The organism is Hydrogenophaga sp. NH-16 (genome assembly GCF_004006415.1).
GTDB classification, from domain to species: domain Bacteria; phylum Pseudomonadota; class Gammaproteobacteria; order Burkholderiales; family Burkholderiaceae_C; genus Hydrogenophaga; species Hydrogenophaga pseudoflava.
Window position 1 is genome coordinate 4167544 of record NZ_CP029344.1, and the last position, 24021, is coordinate 4191564.

22 protein-coding genes are annotated in these 24021 nt (G+C 68.1%); 14 read left to right on the forward strand and 8 right to left on the reverse strand.

The genetic code is table 11. The features are described from left to right. The first annotated feature begins 18 nt into the window (after positions 1-18). The 3 genes from DD542_RS20115 (at position 19) to DD542_RS23615 (ending at position 2188) form a co-directional block, all read left to right on the forward strand. Positions 19-993, forward strand: a complete 975-nt coding sequence (locus DD542_RS20115) for an oligopeptide/dipeptide ABC transporter ATP-binding protein (RefSeq protein ID WP_127806841.1) — start codon at positions 19-21, stop codon at positions 991-993. A 23-nt stretch (positions 994-1016) separates the two neighbouring features. After that, a complete protein-coding gene (locus tag DD542_RS20120; protein ID WP_127806842.1) occupies positions 1017-1985 on the forward strand; it encodes a dipeptide ABC transporter ATP-binding protein in 969 nt (322 codons plus the stop codon). Positions 1986-2047: 62 nt separating this feature from the next. Further along, a complete protein-coding gene (locus tag DD542_RS23615) occupies positions 2048-2188 on the forward strand; it encodes a hypothetical protein (protein WP_164868443.1) in 141 nt (46 codons plus the stop codon). Between the two features lie 224 nt (positions 2189-2412). On the opposite strand, the gene DD542_RS20125 is transcribed toward DD542_RS23615, so the two are convergent. The 4 genes from DD542_RS20125 to DD542_RS20140 form a co-directional block, all read right to left on the reverse strand. Next, positions 2413-4200, reverse strand: a complete 1788-nt coding sequence (locus DD542_RS20125; RefSeq protein WP_127806843.1) for an ABC transporter transmembrane domain-containing protein — start codon at positions 4198-4200, stop codon at positions 2413-2415. 33 nt (positions 4201-4233) lie between these two features. After that, entirely contained in the window at positions 4234-4467 is a 234-nt protein-coding gene (locus DD542_RS20130; RefSeq protein WP_079366922.1) for a hypothetical protein, read from the reverse strand. Between the two features lie 155 nt (positions 4468-4622). Beyond that, positions 4623-5723 carry a carotenoid 1,2-hydratase gene (locus DD542_RS20135; protein ID WP_127806844.1) on the reverse strand — a complete coding sequence of 367 codons (1101 nt, stop codon included), beginning with the start codon at positions 5721-5723 and terminating at the stop codon, positions 4623-4625. Beyond that, complete coding sequence (locus DD542_RS20140; RefSeq protein ID WP_127806845.1) at positions 5723-8290, reverse strand: FtsX-like permease family protein; 2568 nt, start codon at positions 8288-8290, stop codon at positions 5723-5725. Before DD542_RS20140 ends, DD542_RS20135 begins: the two co-directional genes overlap by 1 nt. A 94-nt stretch (positions 8291-8384) precedes the next feature. On the opposite strand from DD542_RS20140, the gene DD542_RS23620 reads away from it, so the two are divergent. Then, entirely contained in the window at positions 8385-8555 is a 171-nt protein-coding gene (locus tag DD542_RS23620; protein WP_164868444.1) for a hypothetical protein, read from the forward strand. Positions 8556-8815: 260 nt separating this feature from the next. On the opposite strand, the gene DD542_RS20145 is transcribed toward DD542_RS23620, so the two are convergent. From DD542_RS20145 to DD542_RS20155, 3 genes are all read right to left on the reverse strand, one after another. After that, positions 8816-9748, reverse strand: a complete 933-nt coding sequence (locus DD542_RS20145; RefSeq protein ID WP_241559608.1) for an MBL fold metallo-hydrolase — start codon at positions 9746-9748, stop codon at positions 8816-8818. Between the two features lie 17 nt (positions 9749-9765). Beyond that, entirely contained in the window at positions 9766-11454 is a 1689-nt protein-coding gene (locus DD542_RS20150; RefSeq protein WP_127807453.1) for an AMP-binding protein, read from the reverse strand. Between the two features lie 70 nt (positions 11455-11524). After that, on the reverse strand, positions 11525-12262 hold the full coding sequence (locus DD542_RS20155) for a hypothetical protein (RefSeq protein WP_127806846.1): 738 nt from the start codon (positions 12260-12262) through the stop codon (positions 11525-11527). A 98-nt stretch (positions 12263-12360) separates the two neighbouring features. Here DD542_RS20155 and DD542_RS20160 point away from each other — a divergent pair, with 98 nt between their 5' ends. Next, the gene (locus DD542_RS20160) at positions 12361-13335 is read left to right on the forward strand and encodes an alpha/beta fold hydrolase (RefSeq protein ID WP_241559609.1); all 975 of its coding nucleotides are present in this window, start codon (positions 12361-12363) and stop codon (positions 13333-13335) included. Here the strand turns inward: DD542_RS20160 and hppD are convergent. Further along, positions 13325-14446: a 4-hydroxyphenylpyruvate dioxygenase gene (gene hppD / locus DD542_RS20165; RefSeq protein WP_127806847.1), complete on the reverse strand. Its 1122-nt coding sequence runs from the start codon at positions 14444-14446 to the stop codon at positions 13325-13327. The genes DD542_RS20160 and hppD overlap by 11 nt on opposite strands. Before the next feature lie 118 nt (positions 14447-14564). Between hppD and DD542_RS20170 the strand changes: the two genes are divergently transcribed. From DD542_RS20170 to DD542_RS20210, 9 genes are all read left to right on the forward strand, one after another. After that, the gene (locus DD542_RS20170) at positions 14565-15038 is read left to right on the forward strand and encodes an Lrp/AsnC family transcriptional regulator (protein ID WP_066155377.1); all 474 of its coding nucleotides are present in this window, start codon (positions 14565-14567) and stop codon (positions 15036-15038) included. Positions 15039-15113: 75 nt separating this feature from the next. Next, complete coding sequence (locus DD542_RS20175; RefSeq protein WP_079366579.1) at positions 15114-15791, forward strand: GNAT family N-acetyltransferase; 678 nt, start codon at positions 15114-15116, stop codon at positions 15789-15791. An 87-nt stretch (positions 15792-15878) separates the two neighbouring features. Next, positions 15879-16745, forward strand: a complete 867-nt coding sequence (locus DD542_RS20180) for a transporter associated domain-containing protein (RefSeq protein WP_164868445.1) — start codon at positions 15879-15881, stop codon at positions 16743-16745. Between the two features lie 11 nt (positions 16746-16756). Beyond that, positions 16757-18598: an apolipoprotein N-acyltransferase gene (lnt, locus tag DD542_RS20185; RefSeq protein ID WP_127806848.1), complete on the forward strand. Its 1842-nt coding sequence runs from the start codon at positions 16757-16759 to the stop codon at positions 18596-18598. 91 nt (positions 18599-18689) lie between these two features. Continuing rightward, positions 18690-19595, forward strand: a complete 906-nt coding sequence (gene glyQ, locus DD542_RS20190) for a glycine--tRNA ligase subunit alpha (RefSeq protein WP_127806849.1) — start codon at positions 18690-18692, stop codon at positions 19593-19595. Between the two features lie 15 nt (positions 19596-19610). Then, entirely contained in the window at positions 19611-21731 is a 2121-nt protein-coding gene (gene glyS / locus DD542_RS20195; protein ID WP_127806850.1) for a glycine--tRNA ligase subunit beta, read from the forward strand. Positions 21732-21773: 42 nt separating this feature from the next. After that, complete coding sequence (gmhB, locus tag DD542_RS20200) at positions 21774-22352, forward strand: D-glycero-beta-D-manno-heptose 1,7-bisphosphate 7-phosphatase (protein ID WP_066155362.1); 579 nt, start codon at positions 21774-21776, stop codon at positions 22350-22352. Positions 22353-22374: 22 nt separating this feature from the next. Further along, positions 22375-23115, forward strand: a complete 741-nt coding sequence (locus tag DD542_RS20205; RefSeq protein ID WP_133158201.1) for a lysophospholipid acyltransferase family protein — start codon at positions 22375-22377, stop codon at positions 23113-23115. An 8-nt stretch (positions 23116-23123) separates the two neighbouring features. Further along, a complete protein-coding gene (locus DD542_RS20210; RefSeq protein ID WP_127806852.1) occupies positions 23124-24017 on the forward strand; it encodes a SprT family zinc-dependent metalloprotease in 894 nt (297 codons plus the stop codon). Positions 24018-24021: the final 4 nt, after the last annotated feature.

The window sequence follows — 24021 nt, forward strand, 5'->3', positions numbered from 1 at the left end:
CGGGCAAGGAACACCAACATGAGCCTTCTGGACATTCAACAACTGGGCGTCGAGTTCGGCGCCAAGGGCCGCGGTTTTCGCGCGGTCGATTCCCTCGACCTGCAGCTGAACCAGGGCGACGTGCTGGGCATCGTCGGCGAGTCGGGTTCGGGCAAGTCGGTCTCGATGATGGCGATGATGGGCCTGCTCGCGGGGCAGGGCCGGGTCACCGCCCAGCGCCTGCACTTCGACGGCCAGGACCTGCTCACCATCAGCGACCGGCAGCGGCGCAAGATCCTGGGCAAGGACATGGCCATGATCTTCCAGGACCCTATGACTTCGCTGAATCCCTGCTTCACCGTCGGCTACCAGCTCGAAGAGGTGCTGCGCGAGCACATGGGCCTGCGCGGCGCGGCGGCACGCGCGCGGGCGCTGGAACTGCTGCAGATGGTCGAGATCCCGGGCGCGCAAAGCCGGCTCGACAGCTACCCGCACCAGTTCTCCGGCGGCATGGCGCAGCGCGTGATGATCGCCATGGCGATCGCCTGCAACCCCAAGCTGCTGATCGCCGACGAGCCGACGACGGCGCTGGACGTGACCATCCAGGCGCAGATCATGGAGCTGCTGGTGCAGCTGCAGCAGGCGCATCACATGGCGCTGATCCTGATCACGCACGACCTGGCGGTGGTGGCCGAAGTGGCGCAGCGCGTGGCCGTGATGTACGCGGGCCAGGTGGTCGAGCAAGGCCCGGTGGACCGGCTGTTTGCCACGCCTTCGCACCCCTACACCGCGGCGCTGTTGCAGAGCGTGCCCGAGCACAGCCGCGGCGCGCGCCGCCTGCACACGCTGCCGGGCATCGTGCCCGGGCAGCACGACCGGCCGGCCGGCTGCCTGCTGTCACCGCGCTGCCCGAAGGTGCAGGAACGCTGCCAGATCGAACGCCCCGGACTGCTCGCCCATGAGGGCACCCAGGTGCGCTGCTTCTTCCCCCTTGTGGCCGAGGAGGTGGTGTGATGAACAATCCAAACCAATCACTGATGAGTCCGTCCGCTGCACCCGTGATGCAGGCCGAGTCGCTGACGCGCCACTACGGTGTGTCGCAGGGCGCGTTCAAACCGAAGCTGACCGTCAAGGCCCTGGTCGATGTGTCCTTCTCGCTTGCCGCCGGCCAGACGCTGGCGGTGGTGGGCGAATCGGGCTGCGGCAAGAGCACGCTGGCGCGCCAGCTCACGCTGATCGAGGAGCCGACCGAGGGCCGGCTGCAGGTCGGCGGTGAATGGGTCGTGCCGGGGGACCGCGCGCAGTACAAGCGGCTGCGCAGCCAGGTGCAGATGGTGTTCCAGAACCCGTATGCCTCGCTCAATCCACGCCAGAAGATCGGCACCCAGATTGCCGAGCCGCTGCTGCTCAACACCTCATTGGGTGCGGACGAACGCCGACAGAAAGTGCAGGAGATCCTGCAGCGCGTGGGCTTGAGGCCCGAACACGCCGACCGCTACGCCCACATGTTCTCCGGCGGCCAGCGCCAGCGCATCGCGATTGCGCGCGCGATGGTGCTGCAGCCCAAGATCCTGGTGGCGGACGAGCCGACTTCGGCGCTGGACGTGTCGATCCAGGCGCAGGTGCTGAACCTGTTCATGGACCTGCAGGAGCAGCTGCAGACGGCCTATGTGTTCATCTCGCACAACCTCGCGGTGGTGGAGCACATCGCGGACCATGTGATGGTGATGTACCTGGGGCGGGTGGTGGAGTCGGCGCCGAAGGCCGAGCTGTTTGCGGGTGCACTGCATCCATACACGCAGGCGCTGCTGTCCGCGACGCCGTCGATCGATCCGGCGCAGCGGCAGAAGAAAATCCCGATCACGGGCGAGCTGCCGAGTCCGCTGAATCCGCCCTCTGGCTGTGCTTTTCACAAGCGCTGTCCTCGGGCGGATGCGCGTTGTTCTTCCGAGTTGCCGCTGTTGCGCGAAGTTGAAGGGCGGCTGGTGGCTTGTCACCACGTCTGACTTCTTGCTCTGACGTTTTTCCTTCGGCGCTCTGGCTTTGCTGGCAAGGGCAGGTGGTGCGGGTGGTCGTTCTCCGTCCCACCTCGCGGGGGTCTGCGCGGGTGTGCCTGCGGCACTTCGTCAACGACTCTGTGGTGATCCAGCGCGTGGGCAACCGCGAATGGGGACTGCGCCCGTCCACCCGCACCACCTGCCCCGAGTGAGGTTTGAGCTTGCGTTGTCCGTGGTGCGCTCGTGCGTTGGTTCAGGGTGATGGCGGCAGCCCCGGGCGCAGGCCCCATTCGCCGTTGCCACAGAGTGTGCGAGCGGTACCGGTGTTGACGCAGCAGCGGTTGCGAACCCGTTCCTCCGACGGCGAGCGTGGGCCGGAGCACGGGGCTGCCGCCATCACCCTGCGCGAGGTGCAGGCGATCAAACCAACAAGAACTCAGGAAGAAAACTGCAGAGCAGCCAGCCGCGCATACACCCCACCGAGCGCCACCAGCTCGGCGTGCGTGCCTTGCTCCACGAGCCGGCCGTGGTCCAGCACCAGGATGCGGTCGGCCTGCTGCACCGTGGCCAGGCGGTGCGCGATGACCAGTGTCGTGCGGTCCTTCATCGCCGACTCCAGCGCCGCCTGCACCATGCGCTCGCTCTGCGCGTCCAGCGCACTCGTCGCCTCGTCCAGCAACAGCAGCGGCGGGTTCTTGAGCATGGCGCGCGCGATCGCAATGCGCTGGCGCTGGCCGCCCGAAAGCCGCACGCCGCGCTCGCCCAGGAAGGTGTCGTAGCCCTCGGGCAGGCGCGTGATGAACTCGTCGGCAAACGCCGCCTTTGCGGCGGCACGCACCTCCTCGTCGCTCGCGCCGGGCTTGCCGTAGCGGATGTTCTCCATCGCGCTGCTCGAGAAGATCACCGGGTCCTGCGGCACGATGCCGATGCGCCCGCGCAGCGCCTGCAGGTCCATGCGCTGGATCGGTGTGCCGTCCAGCGTGATGGTGCCCGCGGCCGGGTCGTACCAGCGCAGCAGCAGTCCGAACACCGTGGTCTTGCCGGCGCCGCTGGGACCGACCAGGGCCACGGTCTGGCCCGGTGCCACGTCCAGCGTCAGGTCCGACAGGGCGGCCTGGTCCGGGCGCGAAGGGTAGTGGAAGGTGATGCTGTCAAAGCGCACCGCGCTGCCGCCCTGCGGCCAGGGCACCGACACGGGTTGCGCCGGCGACTGGACCGGCGAGCGCAGCGCCAGCAGCTCCATCAGGCGCTCGCTCGCGCCGGCCGCGCGCAGCAGGTCGCCGTAGACCTCGCCCAGCACCGCCACCGCGCCCGCCAGGATGATGATGTAGACCACGGTCTGGCCCAGGTGGCCGGCGCTGATCTGCCCCGCGATCACCGCCTGCGTACCCTGGTACAGGCCCCACAGCAGCAGGGCCGCGGTGCTGATGATGATGAAGGCGATCAGCGCGGCGCGGGCGCGGCTGCGCCGCACAGCGGTGAGGAAGGCGCTGTCGGTCGAGGCCGAGAAGCGCTGCGCCTCGCGGTCTTCGGCCGCGTAGCTCTGCACCACCGGAATCGCGTTGAGCACCTCGGCCGCAATGGCGCTGGAATCGGCCACGCGGTCCTGGCTGGCGCGCGAGAGCTTGCGCACGCGCCGGCCGAACCACATGCTGGGCGCCACCACCAGCAGCAGGATCAGCAGCACCTGCGTCATCACGTACGGGTTGGTCCAGATCAGCATGCCCAGCGCGCCGATGCCGGTGACCGCGTTGCGCAGGCCCATCGACATCGACGAGCCGACCACGGTCTGCACCAGGGTGGTGTCGGTGGTCAGGCGCGAGAGCACCTCGCCGGTCTGCGTGGTCTCGAAAAACTGCGGGCTCTGGCGCAGCACATGGCTGTAGACGGCATTGCGCAGGTCGGCCGTGACGCGCTCGCCGATCCAGCTGACGAAGTAGAAACGCACCGCCGACGACAGGCCCAGCAGCACCGCCACGCCGAACAACTGCAGGAAGTGGCCGCGCAGGGCCATGGTCTGGTCGCCGCGGTCGGCCGACACCAGCCCGCCGTCGATCAGCTGGCGCAGCGCCAGCGGAAACAGCAGCGTGGCCACAGCGGCCAGCGTCAGGAACAGCAGGGCGCCAGCGATCTGACAGCGGTAGGGCCGCAGGAACGGCAGCAGGCCGCTCAGGGATGTGGGGGTGGTGGCGCGGGGGCGGTCTGCCGGCGAGGGGGTGCTCATGCCCCAAGTGTGCCGGCTCGACGGCGGCTTCGCTTACAGCGATGCGTGGCGACCGATGACCCGGGAGTGGGCGCGTTCCAGTTCACCGATCAGGTCGTCGATCTGTGCCATGAACTGGTCGCGGCTGGCATAGGGGTGGCGGGTGATCAGTGCGGTCGAGCGATCAGCCAATTCGGGCTCGCCGGCCTGGCGGGCCCAGCGGCGCACCTCGCAGTAGGCCAACAGGGCCAGGCGGCCCATGTCGCCGGTGCGGCGGGCGTGTTGCATGTCGCCGAGGAGGTCCTCAAGGCCAACTTGCAGGGGAGCAGTGGTGGTACCCATGGTGCAGCGCAACATTATGGGTAAAACCGTTATGGGTTGCAACGAGTGAGCGCGTTTTAGGGGTTTCTCCCTTTTTGAGACCGCCCGCCGCCTTTGTGTGCTCAGAGCACCAGGCGTTTCGCGTAGCCGGTCATCTCCAGGTAGCCGCGGCCGACGCGTTTTCCATTGCTGTCGAACAGGTTGGACAAACCTTCCCAGTACACGGTGCCGGTGCTGCCCCGGGCGTCCAGTTCCTGTGGGTCGATCACCGCCTTGACGGTGTAGAAGTCGCCCGGTGTGCGCACCATCCACTCCACCGGATAGCGCGCACGGGTGCGCGGGCTGGTCCAGTGGCGCTGCGGCACCCAGTCCAGTTCCCCGGGCCGGAAGCGATAAATGTCGGTGGGGCTCTGGGCGCTGCCCGCGGCGCGGAAGGACCCACCCGCCCAGAGCTTGCTGCCGTCTGCGCGCCGCAGCTGGAAGGCTGTGATGCTGTGGCCTCCCTCCAGGTTCATGCCGAACCAGTCCCAGCCCACCGCATCGGGGTGCATCAGCGCCTCGCTCCACTCGTGGTCCAGCCAGGCCGTGCCCTGGACCTCGAACTGCTGTCCTTTGAGGTCCAGCGTGCCACGCACCGCCAGCTGCGGGTGGCTGACGTAGAAGCTGGCCTGGGATGGCTCGGGGCCCTTGCGCGAGAAGCCTTGGTCGCCCTGCAGAAGCCAGGCCTGTGTGGGCGTGACCTCCAGGTCGATCTGCAGCTCGTCGCCCGGGGCGCGGGTGGTGTAGCGGCCGTCGTTCTCGCGGCGCAGGAACCAGTCGCGGATCGCCACATGGGTGTCTTCGGCGCTGGCGAACGCCGCGCGCTTGGTGCGCGCCGGCGGTTCGCCGTTCCAGCGCGCGATGCGCTGGTCGTGCAGAAGCCGGCCGCTTTGCACGTCGGTGATGGCGGCGTGCGCGAACAGCAGCTGGCGCGCGGCGAGACGGCCAGGCAGGGCCTCGGTGCCATCGACGCGGCTGCGGAAGAAGGTGATCTGGAAGCCAAACTCGCGACCGCTGGCGTCTTTCGCGTGGCCGGTCAGGTACCACCACTCGGTGCGCGTGTCGTTGTGGGTGCCGTGGTCGCGCGGGAACACCAGCGGGCGCGGCACCAGATCGCGTGAAAGCGCAGGCAGCGGCGCCGCCAGCCCGGCGGCGATCAGCGCGCGGCGCGTGAGACCGTCCATCACCAGTCCTCCTTGACCGCCTGGACCGCATCGCGGCCGGCGGCGGCGCGCCCGGCCAGCCAGGCCGTGACCGTGCCGGCGGCGACCACGGCGGCGCACAGCGCCAGCAGGCGCCACCAGGGCAGCGACAGCTCCATGGTCCAGTGAAAGCTCTGCGGGTTGACCACGTGCACCAGCACCACGCTCACCGCCAGCCCGAGCGCCAAGCCGGCGAGCGCCCCCAGGGCGGTCCACGACAGGCCTTCGAGCGCCACCACGCCGAGGATCTGCTGGCGCGTCAGCCCCAGGTGGGCCAGCAGCCCGAACTCCTTGCGCCGCGCCAGCACCTGGGCGCTGAAGCTGGCCGCCACGCCGAACAGGCCGATACCGATCGCCACCGCCTGCAGCCAGTAGGTGACGGCGAAGCTGCGGTCGAAGATGCGCAGCGAGGTGGCGCGGATCTGGCCCGCCGAGGCGAACTCGATCAGGTCCTGTGCGCCCGCGGACTGCGCCAGCGCACGGACCGCCTCGCGCACCGCATCTTCGTCGGTATCGGGCGACAGGTGCAGGGCGAGGTCGTTGACGCGGCGGTCGCCCGAGAGCCGCTGGTAGTCGGCCAGGTCGATGACCACGCTGCCGTGCTGGCGCGCGTAGTCGCGCCACACGCCGGCCACGAAGAAGCGGGTGCCCGCCGGCAGGGTCGGGAACGCCGGGGCGAGCGCGTCCAGCGCGCCGCCCGGGCGCGCGCTGTGCAGGTCCACCATGGCCTCGCTCACGTACACCGCGACCGCGCCCACCGGCGGGATCACCGCGTCGCCGACCAGGGGCAGGCGCTGGCCGGGCACGCCGGTGTCGTCGTGCACCAGTGGCCGCGCCAGCAGGGTCACCGCCGGCCGGGCCGGGTCGACCAGCACCTCGGTGGCGCGCAGCGGGTCAACGCGGTCGACGCCCGGCACCGCGCGCACCGCGGCCACGAAGTCCGGCGGCAGGGCCTGCCCTTGCGCGCCACTGCCCGCACTGCGCACATACAGCTGCGCCGGCAGCACGCCGTCGAGCCACTGCGCCACCGAGTCGCGGAAGCTGGCGACCATCACCGTCAGCGCGACCGACAGCGCCAGGCTCGCGACCACGCCGCTGGTGGCCACGGCGGCGGTCTCGCGCAGGCGCCGCGAGCGTTCGACCGCCAGCAGGGGCAGGGCCAGCCTGGCCACACGGGGCGCCACGCGGTCCAGCAGAGCGCCCACCGCCAGCGGCAGCGCCGCGATGCCGCCCACCAGCAGCAGCCCCACCGACACATAGGCGGCCAGCGGAATGCCCGCGACCGGCGGAGCCCAGGCCAGGGCCGCGGCCAGGACCATCAGCCCCAGAGCGAGCCGGTGGCTTCGCCGGGACACCGGGCCGGATGCCCCCAGCCCCTTCAGCGCCAGGGCCGGCGCCATGGCGGCGGCGGCGCGCGCCGGCCACCAGCCGCCGACCAGGGCGGCGACCACGCCCAGTGCGCCGTAGACCAGGGCGGCGGGCGTGCTCCAGTGCAGCGAGGGTGCGACGCCCGAAAAGTAGCCGCCACCCAGGTCGCCTCCCAGCAGCCGCAGCGCGGCCACAGCCAGGCCGGTGCCCAGCGCCACGCCCAGCGCGCTGCCGATCAGGCCCAGCACCGCCGACTCGGCCAGCACCAGACGCAGCCGCTCCGGCGCCGACAGGCCCAGCACGCCCAGCAGCGCAATCTGCTGCTGGCGCCGCGCGACCGACAGCGACAACACCGAGAACACCAGGAAGCCGCCCGTGAACAGGGCCACCAGCGCCAGCACGGTCAGATTGACCCGGTAGGCGCGCGAGAGGTTGTCGGCGCGTTCCCCCGCTTGGCCGGGGGGCTGTGCGACCACGTTCGGCGGCAGGGCCAGCCCACGCAGCAGCGCCTGGGTGTCGGTGCCTGGTGCCAGGCGCAGGTCGATGCGGCTGACTTCTCCGACGCGCCCCATCAGCGCCTGCGCCGCCGCGATGTCCATTACCAGCAAGGGCGCGCCGGGTGCGTTGACGCTGCCGGCCACCCGCAGGGTCGCGCGCTCCAGGCCACTCTGCACCTGCAGCGTGGCCGGCAGATCGCCCGAGGGTGCCAGCGCCTGGCTCGCCGCCGGGTTGAGGAACACCGCATCGGGGGCAAACAGCTCGAAGCGTCCCCGGCCCGCCGGATCGTCGCGCGGCGTGGGCCTCGGCATCAGCGCGGGTGAGACGGCGGCCACCGACAGGGCATCCACGCCGACCAGCCGCACGCCCTGGCGCCGGGCATTGGCGAGAAGCACCGAAGTGGACACTTCCAGCACCGGGCTGGCGGCGGCCACACCGGGTGCCTGCGCCACCGGCTCCAGCAGCGCGTCGTCCAGCCCACCCTGGCGCGCGCGCAGCGACAGGTCGGGCTGACCGTTCACCGCGCTCACCGCCCCGGAAAACTCCGCCAGCGCCGACGCATTGATCAGCTGCACCGCCAGCGCCAGGGCCACGCCCAGCATCACCGCCACCACGGCAGCGGCCGTGCGCCATGGGTGGTGGTGCAGTTCCTGCCAGGAGTAGGTCTTGAGCAGCGCAAACATCGTGTGAGCTTAGCGCTCCGGCCAGGCGCCCCATGGGGGACGTGGTCATGTGGTCCAATACGGGGTTTCCAACCAACTTTCCCTTGAGACCGACATGGGCAACAAAATCGTCACCGAAGCCGACCGCAAAGCCACTCCCCGTCCCACCGCCGCCAATGGTCTGGTGCTGCCCACCCCCGGCCGCGGCCAGCGCGTGAGCCTGGAGCGTGGTGTCGCCACTCGCAGCAAGAAGAACCCCGGCAAGCGTTCGAAGAAGGGCGGCTGACGGCCCGGGTCTTTGACCCTTCCCGAAAGAAAGGGCCCTCTTCAGTCCGTGTCAGAACACTAACAAGACGCTGAAGAGCTGTGCACAATGCCTCGCAACGTGAGTTGCGGGGCATTGCTACAGTGAAACGACTTTGCGCCGATGATAGTGCGGGTTCCCGTGTGAAAGTAGGTCATCGTCAGGCTATTATTGAGAAAGGCCCCAAGTAGAGATACTTGGGGCCTTTTGCTTTTTGAGCATAAAAAACAGAGCTTGGTGTTCTAGAGATCGAGAATCAAGTCGCCTTCGCGCTTGATGGCTTGACTGCGCTCTAGGTCAAAAATCAGCTCTTCGAGCCATTGTGTGCGTGCTGGTTCTTTAGACGATGCGGCCTTGGCGAGATACGGGGTCTGCTCAACCCATCGAAGCAGGTGCTGAAAGTTGATGCTCTTGCATTCGAGCAGCTTGAACTTGATAAGCACCTTGTGTGCGTGCCTCAGGTGCTGTTCAGGGAATTCCATGAAACGCCGCAGGCGGCTTCTCGCTCGCTCCAGCGCCAATTGAAGGTCGTCGAACGCACCACCATGTCCCGGAATGATGACTGCTGGCGAAAGCGACTCGATGCAATCCAAGGTCTCTCCGACTTCGTCAAAGGCGGATAGACCTTCGAGTTCCGGAAACACCACGCCAAAGCCGTTTTGCCAGAGCGCGTCAGCAGAAAGAAGAACACTGTTGTCGGGTTGAAAAAGAACAATCGCGTGTGGATCGTGTCCCTTGGCACCGTGGACTTCCCACGTCCAGTCCCCGAGCCGCAGCTTCTCTCCCGGGCGAACAACGCCATCGAATGAAAAGCGAGGGCACTGCTGTCCCGTGCTGGCATAGCTGAGCGCTTCGGTGTCCCACAGCCGAACCGCCTCTGCCGACCCTGAAGGAATCAGCGTTTGCAGAGCGGGGTGACGGCGCTGCAGTGCGGCATTGCCTCCGCAGTGATCGCTGTGAAGATGTGTATTCAGGAGCAAACCGAGGCGCCTTCCTCCAAGCCCTTTTTCCACTAGGTCCACGGTCTGGTCGGCGTGGGTGCAGTAGCCGGAGTCGATGAGCGCCGAGGCTCCGCTGGAACCTGTGATCAGGATGTTGTTAGACGAAAGCCATCCACGTTCAAACAGCGTTGCACCAATGCGGGTGAGGCGCTCACGGGCAGTTGAAGAAAGCACGAGTGGACGCCCTGAGGTCAGGTGCGCAGGGCGCGGCGGAGGATCTTGCCCACATTGCTCTTGGGGAGCTCATCGCGAAACTCGATGTATTTGGGCCGCTTGTACCCGGTGAGGTTGTCGTGGCAGAACCTGGCCACATCCTCCTCCCGGAGTGTGGGGTCGCTACGAACCACGAAGACCTTGACCGCCTCGCCTTGTTTGGCGTCCTCGACACCAACCGCGGCGCATTCAAGCACGCCCGGGCACAACGAAATCACATTCTCGAGTTCGCTGGGAAAGACATTGAACCCGGACACCAGAATCATGTCCTTCTTGCGATCGACGATGCGGGTGTAACCGCGTTCGTCCATCACGCCGATGTCGCCGGTTCGCATGAACCCATCTGCCGTGAACGCGCGTTCGGTTTCTTCAGGTTGTCGGTAGTAGCCGCGCATGACGTTGGGGCCCCGGATGCAGATCTCTCCGGACTCGCCGACAGGGAGGCTGGCACCGGCCTCGTCCTTGATGGCGATGTCAATGCCGGGCAAGGGCAGGCCGATCGTTCCGCTGAACTGCCGGCTGGTTACCGGGTTGTTGGTGCCAATGGCGCAGGTCTCGCTCATGCCCCAGCCTTCAACCATCGCGCAGCCCGTGACGGCCATCCAGTGCCGAGCTGTGCCTTCGGAGGCAGCCATCCCACCAGCCTGCGACATCAGCAGAGAAGAAAAATCCAGCTGCCTGAAGCGCGGGTTCTGCAGCAGCGCATTGAACAGTGTGTTGACCGCCGGAAGCAGATGAAAAGGTCGCTTCGACAGGGTTTCGACGAACCTGGACACATCGCGCGGATTGGGAACCAGGGTCATGTGGGCGCCCCAACGGATCGCCAGAAGTGACAGGGTCAGAGCGAAGATGTGATAGAGCGGCAAGGCGGCAATGCCGTTGATGTTGCGCACATCGCCGATTCGTCCAAGCGCCGGGCGGAACCAGGCTTCGGCTTGCAAAGTGGCGGCGATGATATTGCGATGCGTCAGCTCCGCTCCCTTGGACAGCCCCGTGGTGCCGCCTGTGTATTGCAGGAAGGCGGTGTTGTCGTGGCAGGATTGGCTCGCGCGAAACGACAGCCTGCTGCCCTCGTCCAGGGCCTGGCGGAAGCTGACGATGGTGCGTGGGCCGGTCGCACCGGTCAGTGCCAGCCGATATGGCTTGACCATTTTCGACAAGTGCCGCACGGCGAAGGTGATCCAGCGCCCGTACCAGAAGCCCAGCATGTCCCCCATGCTGGCAACGACCACGTGGCGGATGGGGGGGTGCTCGATCACCTCTTCCAGCGTTGCTGCAAAGTTCTCAAGGATCACGATGGCCTCGGCGCCCGAGTCCCGGAGTTGGTGCTCCAGTTCGCGCGCCGTGTAGAGCGGATTGACGTTCACCACCGTGAACCCAGCGCGGATGATGGCGGTCATCGCGACGAGGAACTGCGGAATGTTGGGCAACATGACCGCGACGCGCGCATCGGCCGGAAGGCCTCGGGCCTGCAGCCATGCGCCCAGAGCAGCGCTGTGCTCATCGAGCTCTCCGTACGTCATCCAGCGCTCCATGCAGACAGTGACTGGTCGCCGGGCGTTCTTCTTCAGAGACTCTTCGAGCAGTGCGGCCAGAGACCGGTACTGTGAGGGATCGATGTCGTGCGGCACACCGTCTGGATAGTGGGCCAGCCAGGGGCGCGAGATGGTTTCCGGGGTAGCGAGGTCCATGCAGCGATTCTGATGGTCCCGCTCCCGCCCAGCCTCAGGGCCAGCCCTAGGGCCCTGTCGCACAAAGCTCAGCGCCGAGCGCGGCAGCGCAAACCGTGAGGTCATCGCTGAACAGCGCATCGATCCAGCGCCGTTCGCGCGCTGCAATGATCGAGAGGAAGGGGCGGGCGTCCCCCAACTCGGCAAATGCGGCGAAGCCAGCTTCGAGAAAATGCTGCAGATCGGACAGCCCGGCCGCCTGAGCAGGGCGCCGCATCATCTTGAGCAACATCAGCAAGGATTTGCTGCGCGTCAGCCGTTGCAGTTCAAGTCCCATGTGCCCGACAACACCCAGCTGCCGCTCACGGGCCTCTCGCCGCCCGGTCGCCCGCCAGGCTTGCACGTAACGCTTCGCGGGGGACTCCTTCGGATCCTGCGCCAGCCAGTGCATCGCCATAGTGTGATCAAGGGTCTCGGTCAGTGCGTGCATCTCGGCCAGGTCCACGGACAACTCGGACACCGCTTCCGGGAACAGGCGCTCGATGGCCCCGGCAATCCGCCCGAACTGGGCATCGCGCTGGCAGAAGTCGTGGTCGCCGTACAGCTCGTCGAGGAAGAAGCGAGCCGCGGCGCCCTGCACCCGGTGTGCGAGCACATCGGCGTAGGTGCCTTGAAAACGCTGAGCCTGGAGACGTTTGATCGCAGACACCGCGGCGTTGATTCCGTCGCTGCGGGCTTGCGTGCGCAGCGCGTCGACGGTGGCGAGATGGGCCCGGATGCGGTCGGCGGCGGAAGCTTGAGGCATGGTCGTCTGAGTCTATCGCCGCCGTGCATGGCACCCTAGTCACCGGTCTCTAGTGCGATGGGGATCGCTCGGATGGCGGCCATGACATAGTGCTGTCCATGCAGCACCCACACCCTCACGGCATGGCGGCGACGCCCGCAAGCTCGACATTGGCCCGCTTGCAGCAACTCATCGTGTTCGCCACCGTGGGACTGGTCGCCGGGTGGATGGCCTGGAGTTGGGGGCGACCGGGCTGGGCGGTGGCCGTCGGAGGCGTGCTGCTGCTGTTCGGCTATGCGCTGGTGCTGGGGCTGGAGTTCTTCGCCGTCGCCCATGTGAACCGCCACGATCCTGCGCCCCAGGCGACCGCCCGCATCCTCGTGAAAGCCTGGTGGCGCGAAGTGCAGGCGGCGCCGCGGGTGTTTTCCTGGCGCCAGCCGTTTCGATGGTGGTGTCTGCCGGACGATCACGCCGCCGGGGCAACGGGTCAGCCGGCCGTGGTCTTCGTGCACGGCTTCGTCTGCAACCGCGGCTTCTGGTTGCCGTGGATGCAGAGGCTGCGCTCGCGCGGACTGCGGTACACCAGCGTCAACCTGGAGCCGGTCTTTGGGTCGATCGACGACTACATCCCGCTGATCGATGAGGCCGTGCGGCGCGCCCATGCGCTGACCGGCGTGGCGCCTGTGCTGGTGTGCCACAGCATGGGCGGGCTGGCGGTGCGCGCCTGGCGCGCCGCGACGCCCGATGCCGACAACTTGGTGCGCCACATCGTCACCATCGGTTCGCCGCACCACGGCACCTGGCTGGCGCAGTTCAGCCACTTGCCGAACGGGCGGCAGATGCGGCAGGACGGCCCCTGGTTGCGGGCGCTGCGGCAGCACGAGGAGCTGCGCTGGCCCACGGGCACCTACGCGCCGTTCACCTGCTGGTACTCCAGTGCCGACAACATCGTGTTCCCCGCCTCGACGGCCACACTGCCCGGGGCCGACAACCGCTTCGTCCACGGCCAGCCGCATGTCGCCATGGCCTTCGCGGACGAGGTGATGGAAGGGACGCTGTCCCTTCCGGCGCTCCAGGGAAGGCTCAGCCCTTGAGCACGCCGCGGCGCATCTGGTCGAGCTCCATGGTCTCGAACAGCGCCTTGAAGTTGCCCTCGCCGAAGCCCTGGTTGCCCTTGCGCTGGATGAACTCGAAGAAGATGGGGCCGAGCTGGTTTTCGCTGAAGATCTGCAGCAGCAGCTCGCCCGGTGCGCCGTCGACCAGGATGTTGCGGGCCTTGAGCGCCTCGATGTCCTCGCCGTGGTTCGGGATGCGCTTGGGCAGCAGCTCGTAGTAGGTTTCGCTGGTGTTCAGCAGCTTCAGACCTTCCATCTGCAGCGCGTCCACCGTGTCGTAGAGGTTGGTCGAGGCCAGCGCGATGTGCTGGATGCCCTCTCCCTGGTAGCGGTCCAGGTACTCCTGGATCTGGCCGGCCTTGTCGTTGCCTTCCTCGTTGATGGGGATGCGGATCTTGCCGCAGGGGCTGGTCATCGCCTTGCTCTTGATGCCGGTCTGCTGGCCTTCCAGGTCGAAGTAGCGCACCTCGCGGAAGTTGAACAGGCGCTCGTAGAAGCCGGCCCACTCGGCCATGCGGCCACGGTGCACGTTGTGCGTCAGGTGGTCGATGACCGTCAGGCCGTGGCCGACCGGGTTCAGCTCGGCGCCGGGCAGGGGGTAGAAATCCACGTCGTAGAAGCCGATGTTGCCGATGTCTCCGTCCTGGGCGCCGTTCTTGCCGCGCCAGCGGTCGATGAAATAGATGATCGAGTCGCCGATGCCCTTGATGGCCGGAATGTTCAGCTCGCCGGGGCCGGCGGCGTTGGCGTAGCCCCAGGCGCCCAGGCCGATGGCGCGCTCGTAGGCGGCTTTGGCGTCCTGCACGCGGAAGGCGATGGCGCAGACGCTGGGGCCGTGCAGGCGCGCGAAGCGCTGCGCGAAGCTGTCGGGCTCGGCGTTGATGATGAAGTTGATGCCGCCCTGGCGGTACAGCGTCACGTTCTTGTGGCGGTGTTTCGCGATCGGCTTGAAGCCCATGCGCTCGAACAGCGCACCCATGGCCGCCGGGTCCGGCGCGGCGTACTCGATGAACTCAAAACCGTCGGTGCCCATGGGGTTGTCCCAGGTGCTCAGGGCGGTCGTTGCGGAAGCGGGCAGGCTGGCGTTCATGGTGGTCTCCTTTGTGATCGGGCTGAATGCGCCACTGTAGAAGCGCAGGGTCGCACGATCGCTGCGAAATGGGGCGCGCCACTGGTCCGGATTGCATGATTCCTGCAGAATGATGCGTATGCAAGCACTGGACAAGCTCGACCGCCACATCCTGCGCAGCCTTCAGGCCGACGGGCGCGCCACCTACGACCAGATCGCCGAGGCGGTGGGGCTCTCGCCCAGCGCGGTGTTGCGCCGGGTCCGCCGGCTCGAAGAGACCGGGGTGATCGCCCGCTACGTCGCGCTGGTCAAACCGGAGGCCGTGGGCCTGGGCCTGACCGCCTGGGTGAACGTTCGGCTGGAAAAACACAGCGGTGCGGCCAAGCGCAACCCGATGGACGAGTTCCGCGCCAGCGTGATGGGCTGGCCCGAGGTGGTGGAATGCGCCGCGCTGACCGGCGAGATGGACTTCCTGTTGCGCCTGGTGGTGGCCGACATGGCCGCCTACTCGCGCTTCATGATGGATGTGCTGCTGCGTCATCCCTCGGTGCAGGACTGCAAGACCAGTTTCGTGATGGACCGGGTCAAGAGCACCACCGCCTTGCCGGTCTGACGCCGTTCATCGGGCATTTCCGGATTTAGAGCCATACGACCTTGTCGATATAGGGAAAACCCTTACATTCACGCCATGTCGAACGAGGCCACCGCCACCCCCGCACCGGAACGCACGCCCACGGCCGCCAGCGCTGCGGTGCCGATCCGTTCTATTGGCCGCTCCCACGCGGCGAGCATCCAGGCGCACCTGCTGGCGCTGACGCCCCACGACCGCTACCTCCGCTTCGGCTACGCCGCCAACGACGAGCAGATCGCCCGTTACGTGGACAAGCTCAACTTCGGGCGCGACGAACTGTTCGGCATCTTCAACCGCAAGCTGGAACTGATCGCCATGGCGCACCTGGCCTACTCGATCGACCCGAGCTGCGCCAGCTGCGCGGAGTTCGGTGTGTCGGTGTCGAAGTCGGCTCGCGGCCGGGGCTATGGCAGCCGCCTGTTCGAGCGGGCTGTGATGCATGCGCGCAATGAAGGCGTGAGCCAGCTGTTCATCCACGCGTTGTCCGAAAACACTGCGATGCTGCGCATCGCCCGCAAGGCGGGCGCGTCGATCGAGCGCGAAGGTCCCGAGGCCGAGGCGCACCTGCGCCTGCCGCCGGCCGATTTCGACTCCCGCGTCACCGAGCTCATCGATGAGCAGCTGGCCCTGACCAACTACCAGCTCAAGGCCCAGGCCAAGAACTTCTGGGACGCGCTGGCGCTGCTGCAGGAAATCCGGCAGGGCGTGCGCGATTCGCGCGACCGGATGAAGTGACCCCCCCTGCGCCGCTGACGCGGCGTCTGGCCGGTGTCACGGCCTTGCGGTATCCTTTGCCGCTGTTTCAACCACCCCCTCTCCCCAGTGGCCGACAACCCCCCCAGTACGGGGCCGCAGCGCAGCCTGCGGCATGAAGACAAACGTGGATTCCTGCAGAAGCTCGCGGAATTCATCCACCCCGGGCCCGACTCCAAGGACGAGCTGATCGAGACGCTCGCCGAGGCCGAGGACAACGACATCATCAACGCCGAATCGCGCGTCATGCTCGAAGGCGTGATCCGCATCGCCGACATGAGTGCGGGCGACGTGATGGTGGCGGCACCGCGCATGGACGTGCTCGACATCGACGCACCGTTCGACGAGCTGCTGCACCTGGTCATCGGCACCGCGCACTCGCGCTTCCCGGTCTACGAGGGCGAGCGCGAGAACATCATCGGCATCCTGCTGGCCAAGGACCTGCTCAAGCTGCAGCGGGCGCCCGAGCTCAACATCCGCGCCCTGCTGCGCCCGGCCACCTTCGTGCCCGAGAGCAAGGGGCTCAACGACCTGCTGCGCGAATTCCGCGGCAACCGCAACCACCTGGCCATCGTCATCGACGAGTTCGGCCGCGTGGCCGGACTCATCACCATCGAGGACGTGCTCGAGGAGATCGTCGGCGAGATCGAGGACGAGTTTGATGTGGCCGAAGATGACGGCGACATCTTCGCCCTGGCGGACGGCACCTGGCGCGTCAGCGGCGACACCGCCATCGAACGCATCAACGAGTCCTTCGGCCTGAAGCTGGCCGATGACGGCTTCGACACCATCGGCGGCCTGATCGCCCACACCATGGGCCACGTGCCCAAGCGCGGCGAGATGCACGAGCTCGACAGTCTGCGCTTTGTCGTGCTGCACACCAAGGGCGGCGCGGTGAAGTGGTTCAAGGTGATGCCCGTGCCCACCGGCGCCTGACCCCCCGGCCCATGCGCAGCCTGTTCGGCAACCTGCACACGCCCTCCAGTCTGTCCCCGTTGACGGGCCTGCCGCCCGGCCGCCGCCCGGCGCTGGGCTCGGGTGTGTTCTGGTTCCTGGTCTGTGTGCTGGGCGGTGCCTTGCAGGCCGCCTCGCTCGCCTGGCCCTGGCCAGCCTGGGCGCCGCCCGGTGTCGTGGCCGGGGCGCCGTCGGGCTGGCTGCAGATCGTCTCGCTGGCCCTGCTGGTGTTTGCGCTGCGCCACGCCCACCGCAACGGCCAAGGCTTCTGGCGCGGCTGGGTGTTCGCCTGGGTCTGGCTGGCCGGCAGCCTCTGGTGGCTGTATGTCTCGATGCACACCTACGGCGGCCTGGCCTCGTGGATGGCGGTGCTCGCCGTGGCGGCGCTGTCCGGCGCGCTGGCCCTGTTCTACGGGCTGGCGGCGTGGGCGCTGTGCGCCTGGGCGCCGCGGCCCCGCTGGCTGCAGGCGCTGCTGTTTGCTGCCCTGTGGACCCTGGCCGAGCTGGTGCGTGGCCGCTGGCTCACCGGTCTGCCCTGGGGGGCCGGCGGTTATGCGCAGGCGGACCTGATGGCCGCCTGGGCGCCCTGGGTCGGGGTCTACGGCATGGGGCTGATCGCGGCGCTGCTGGCCTACGCGCTGGCACTGCTGGTGCCTGCGGTGTGGGGTGGGCTGCTGCTGCGGCTGTTTCCCAACGTGCGCCGGATCGGCGGTCGTCTGCAGGCGCCGGTGCGTCACTGGACCACGACCCTGGGCCAGGTGGCAGCGGGCGCCGTCGCCCTGGCCTTGTTGCTGAGTGTGGTGCTGGGTGAGCGCTGGCGCGACGCCGGCCTGCGCGGAACGGGCGACGCGGGGCCGCTGCGCGTCTGGCTGCTGCAGGGCAACATCCCGCAGAACGAGAAGTTCGAGACCGGTACCGGTGTCGCCACGGCGCTGACCTGGTACCCGGCGCAGATCGCCGACGCGGCGCGCGCGAAGCTGGCCGGCGCCGGCCCGGACCTGGTGGTGGCGCCCGAGACGGCCGTGCCGGTGCTGCCGCAGCAGCTGGGGCCGGAGTTCTGGGAGCCGCTGTTCGGCGTGATCGAGTCGTCGGCCCCGGTGGGGTCGCCGGGCCTGGGCGTGATGGTCGGCATTCCGCTGGGGTCCATGGAGTCGGGCTACACCAACTCGGCCTGGGGGCTGTCGGCCGACATGCTCAAGGGGCGCGACGGGGGCTTCCCGGGCGATCGCTTCTACCGCTACAGCAAACACCACCTGGTGCCCTTCGGCGAGTTCATTCCGCCGCTGTTCCGCTGGTTCACCGACCTCATGCACATCCCGCTGGGCGACTTCGCGCGCGGCGAGCTGGCGCAGCCGGGCTGGAACTGGGCGGGCCAGCGCGTGGCACCCAACATCTGCTACGAGGACCTGTTCGGCGAAGAGCTGGCGGCCTCGTTCGCCGATCCGGCCGTGGCGCCCACGGTGCTGGTCAACCTGAGCAATATCGGCTGGTTCGGCGACACCGTGGCGATCGACCAGCACCTGCAGATCTCGCGCCTGCGGGCGATGGAGCTGGGCCGCCCCATGCTGCGCGCCACCAACACCGGCGCCACCGCCGCCATCGACCACCGTGGCGTGGTGACGCAGCGACTGCCGCGGCTGGTGCGCGACCGGCTGGAGGTCTCGGTGCAGGGCCGCACGGGCCTCACGCCCTACGCCGCCTGGGCCTCGCGCTGGGGGCAGGGGCCGGTCTGGGCGCTGTGCCTAGCGGTGGTGGCGCTCGCACTGCTGGTGCGCCGCGTGGGGACGCGCCGGCCGGTGCGCGCGGGCGGCGGCGACGCGCAGGCCGGCCCGTAAAATCCAGGGTTTCGCGCGGCCCGTCGTTGGGGCGGCCGCCGCGCCACACACCGCATCACCTTGCCGACCGACCCGCCGTCGGCACCCGACCATGTTGACCTTCCAGCAAATCATCCTGACCCTGCAGTCCTACTGGGACAAGCAAGGCTGCGCCCTGCTCCAGCCCTACGACATGGAGGTCGGCGCCGGCACCAGCCACACCGCCACCTTCCTGCGCGCCATCGGCCCCGAGCCCTGGAAGGCCGCCTACGTGCAGCCCAGCCGCCGCCCCAAGGACGGCCGCTATGGCGAGAACCCCAACCGCCTGCAGCACTACTACCAGTACCAGGTGGTGCTCAAGCCCGCGCCGGCCAACATCCTGGAGCTGTACCTCGGCTCGCTCGAAGCGCTGGGTTTCGACCTGAAGAAGAACGACATTCGTTTCGTAGAGGACGACTGGGAGAACCCCACGCTGGGCGCCTGGGGCCTGGGCTGGGAGGTCTGGCTCAACGGCATGGAAGTCACCCAGTTCACCTACTTCCAGCAGGTCGGCGGCATCGACTGCAAACCCGCCACCGGCGAAATCACCTACGGCCTGGAGCGCCTGGCCATGTACCTGCAGGGTGTGGACAACGTCTACAACCTGAAGTGGACCGAGACCATGAGCTATGGCGACGTCTACCTGCAGAACGAGAAGGAGCAGTCGGCCTACAACTTCGAGCACAGCGACGCCGACTTCCTGTTCACCGCCTTCAACGCGCACGAGAAGCAGGCCAAGCACCTGATGGAGCAGCAGCTCGCCTTGCCCGCGTATGAGCAGGTGCTCAAGTGCGCGCACAGCTTCAACCTGCTGGACGCGCGCGGCGCCATCAGCGTGACCGAGCGCGCCGCCTACATCGGCCGCATCCGCAACCTCGCGCGCAGCGTGGCGCAGAGCTACTACGAGAGCCGCGAGCGCCTGGGCTTCCCCATGGCGCCGCGCGAGTGGGTGGCGCAGATCGAGAAGAAAGCCGCCTGAGCCGGAGCAACAAGAATGACAACGAAGAACCTCCTCGTCGAACTGTTCGTGGAAGAGCTGCCGCCCAAGGCGCTCAATAAGCTGGGTGATGCTTTCGCCGGCGTGCTGGCCGACCAACTCAAGGCCCAGGGCCTGACCGCCGCCGACGCGGTGGTCACGCCGTTCGCCTCGCCGCGCCGACTGGCCGCGCACGTGACCGGCGTCGCCGCCAAAGCGGCCGACAAGGCCGTGTCGCAGAAGCTGATGCCGGTCAGCGTCGGCCTGGACGCCAGCGGTGCGCCCACGCCCGCCCTGCTCAAGCGGCTGGCTGGTCTGGGGGCTGATGCCTCCGCCGTGGCCGGCCTCAAGCGCGCACCCGATGGCAAGGCCGAAGCCCTGTTCTTCGACAGCGTGCAGCCCGGCGTCGAGCTCGCCGAGGGCCTGCAGAAGGCGCTCCACGAGGCCATCGCCAAGCTGCCGATTCCCAAGGTCATGAGCTACCAGCTCGAAACGGATTGCGAACTGCCCGGCTGGTCCAGCGTGAACTTCGTGCGCCCGGCGCACGGTCTGGTGGCGCTGCACGGCGCCGACGTGGTGCCGGTCAAGGCCCTGGGCCTGACGGCGGGCAACAGCACGCACGGCCACCGCTTTGAAGCAGCCATCGATCCGGTGCCGCTGGCCGATGCCGACGCCTACGCCGCGACGCTGGCCAGGGACGGCGCGGTGATCGCCTCGTTCGCCGAGCGCAAGGCCGAAATCAAGAAACAGCTGGCCGCTGCGGCCGCCAAGGTCGGCGGCGGATGCCAGCCGATCGACGACGACGCGCTGCTGGACGAAGTGACGGCGCTGGTCGAGCGCCCGAATGTGCTGACCTGCCAGTTCGAGACCGAATTCCTCGACGTGCCGCAGGAGTGCCTGATCCTCACGATGAAGGCCAACCAGAAGTACTTCCCGCTGCTGGACGCGCAGGGCAAGCTGACCAACCGGTTCCTCGTGGTCAGCAACATCCGCCCCGACGACGCGAGCGCGGTAATCGGCGGCAACGAGCGCGTGGTGCGCCCGCGCCTGGCCGACGCCAAGTTCTTCTTCGACCAGGACCGCAAGAAGACGCTGGAGAGCCGCGTGCCGGCCCTGGCCAAGGTGGTCTACCACAACAAGCTGGGCACACAGGGCGAGCGCATGGAACGTGTCTGTGCCATCGCCGAAACCATCGGCCTGAAGCTGGGCGGCCCCGAACTGGCGGCGCGCTCGCTGCTGGCCGCGCGCCTGGCCAAGACCGACCTCGTGACCGACATGGTGGGCGAGTTCCCCGAGCTGCAGGGCATCATGGGTGGCTACTACGCGCGCCACGATGGCCTGAGCGACGACATTGCCTTTGCCATCGAAGACCACTACCGCCCGCGCTTCGCCGGTGACGAGCTGCCGCGCAACCAGACCGGCGTGGTGGTGGCGCTGGCCGACAAGCTGGAAACCCTGGTCGGCATGTTCGGCATCGGCAACCTGCCGACCGGCGACAAGGACCCGTTCGCGCTGCGCCGCCATGCGCTGGGTGTGATCCGCATGCTGGTCGAGAAGGACCTGCCGCTGGAGCTGACCGCGCTGCTGTCGGCGGCGGTGCCGGCCTTCGGCGACAAGATCGGCGACGCCACCCCAGCCCTGGCCGACTTCATCTACGACCGACTCGCCGGTGGCCTGCGTGAGCAGGGCGCCAGCGCACAGGAAGTCGACGCCGTGCTGGCCCTGCGTCCGCAGCGCCTGGCCGACGTGGCCCAGCGCCTGCAGGCCGTGCGCGCCTTTGCTGCACTGCCCGAGGCACCAGCCCTGGCCGCGGCCAACAAGCGCATTGGCAACATCCTCAAGAAGTCCGAAGGCGAGGGCGCTGCGGTCAACACGGCGCTGTTCGTGGAGCCCGCTGAAAAAGACCTTTACGCCGCCATGCAGGCCACCGTGCCCGCCGCCAACGCCAAGTTCGACGCGGGCGACCACACCGCCAGTCTGCAGGCGCTGGCCGCGCTGCGCACGCCGGTGGACGCCTTCTTCGACGGCGTGATGGTGAACGCCGACGACGCAGCGCTCAAGGCCAACCGCCTGGGGCTGCTGAAGTCGCTGCACGAGGCCATGAACCGCGTCGCCGATCTGTCCCGACTTGCCGCGTAACCCGTACGATCTGGCCGTCCCGGAACACCGAAGGAAGCTCGCATGAAACTGCTGATCCTCGACCGCGACGGCACGCTCAACCGCAGCCGCGACGACCACGTGGCCTCGCCCGACGAGTGGGAGGCGCTGCCTGGCGCGCTTGAAGCCGTGGCGCGGCTGAACCAGGGGGGCTGGCGCGTCGTGCTGGCGACCAACCAGTCGGGCATTGGCCGCGGCCTGTTCGACATGGCCTCGCTCAACGCCATCCACGCCAAGATGCACCGCGCGCTGGCCGCGGTGGGGGCGCGGGTCGAGGCGATCTTCTTCTGCCCCCACGCGCCCGAAGACGCCTGCCACTGCCGCAAGCCCGAGCCCGGCCTGTTCGAGCAGGTGGCGGAGCGCTTCGGCATTCCACCCGCCGAGGTGCCGGTGGCGGGCAACGCGCTGCGCCACGTGCAGGCCGGTGCCGCTGCGGGCTGTCCGACCCACTTGCTGATGACCGGCCAGTCGGGGCATCTGCGCCGGGAAGCCGGTGTGCCCGACTCGGCGCTGGTGCCGGGGCTGCCCTCCGGCACCCTGCTGCACGACGACCTGGGTGCCTTTGCCGACTGGCTGCTGGCGCAGCCGGTGGCCACTTCATGACTTTGGTTGCTACATGATCCTGATCAATTTCCTGCGCTCGGTGCTGCACATGCTGTTCATGGTGGTGACCGTGGTGCCGTGGGCGCTGGCGGTGGTCATCGCGGCCCCGTTTCTCAACAGCACGCAGATCTACTGGATGTGCGCGCGCTGGCTCAAGCTGGCGGTCGATGGGGGCACGGTGATCCTGGGCATCCGCAACCAGGTGATCGGCTACGAGAACCTGCCCGTGGGCACGACGGCACCAGCGGTGCTGCTGGTCAAGCACCAGTCGCTGTGGGAGACCTTCAGCATGGCGGCGCTGATGCCGCACCCGCTGGCCTTCGTGTTCAAGAAGGAGCTGCTGAAGGTGCCCTTCTTCGGCTGGGCCATGGCGCGCATGGACATGATCCACATCGACCGCGCCGACGGCGCACGCGCCTTTGTCAAGGTGGTGCAGCAAGGCCAGCGCCTGCTGGACCAGGGCACCTGGGTGATCATGTTCCCCGAGGGCACCCGCATCGCCCGTGGCGAAAAAGGGGTCTACAAGACCGGTGGCACGCGGCTGGCGATCCGCACCGGTGCGCCGGTGATCCCGATCGCCGTGACCTCGGCCAAGTGCTGGCCGCGCAAGGCCTTCATCAAGAAGCCGGGCACGGTGGAGTTCTCGATCGGCAAGCCGATCCCCAGCCAGGGCCGCGAGGCCGACGAGCTGATGCTGGAAGTGGAAAACTGGATCGAGGCGGAGATGCACCGTCTCGACCCTGAAGCCTACGCCAAGGGCTGATACGGGACATGCAGCGCTTCGTCCAGCTGGCGCTTGATTTCCTGACCGGACCCGATCCGGTGGTCCCGCCGCCGCAAACGATGGCACCGTCGCCGCGCGACGACGCGTCGCCGGCCGAGCCCATGTCGTCGGTGTTCCAGCCCGGGACCTGGCAGCACCCGCGCGCCAACCGCCGCGTGCGGCTCGCCGGTTGCGAGGTGGGCTACGAATTCAAGCGCGGCAAGCGCCGCACCATCGGCCTGTCGGTCGGGCCGGAGGGGCTGAGCGTGCGGGCGCCGCGCTGGACCACGGTCGGTGAGGTCGAGGCCTTCATCCAGGAAAAATCGGGCTGGGTGCTCGACAAGCTGCGCGCCTCGCACGAGCGCGCCGGGGCGCTGGAGCGCGCGAGGACGGTCTGGTCCGACGGCGCGGAGTTCGACTTCCTGGGGCAGCGCGTGCGCCTGGTGCTGGACTCGGCCCATGTGTTCGCTTCCGCCGGTGCGGCGCTGGAGCCGGGCGACGGGGACGCCCTGCCGGTTCTGCGCCTGGGGCTGGCCCGCACCGCGACCGAAGTCCAGATCCGGGACGCCGCACAGGCCTGGCTGATGCGGCAGGCGCAGCAGGTGTTCAGCGAAAGCCTGCAGCGCTTCGCGCCGCAACTGGGTGTGTCGTACAGCAAGCTGCGGCTGTCCAGCGCCGGCACCCGCTGGGGCAGCGCCAGCGCCGACGGCACCATCCGCCTGAACTGGCGGCTGATCCACCTCAAGCCCGAGATGATCGACTACGTGGTGGTGCACGAGCTGAGCCACCTGCGCCACATGGACCACAGCCCCCAGTTCTGGGACGTGGTGGCCAGCGTGATGCCCGACCACCTGGACCGGCGCCAGGCGCTCAGGCGGGTGGCGGTGCCGCTGGGCGACTGAGAAC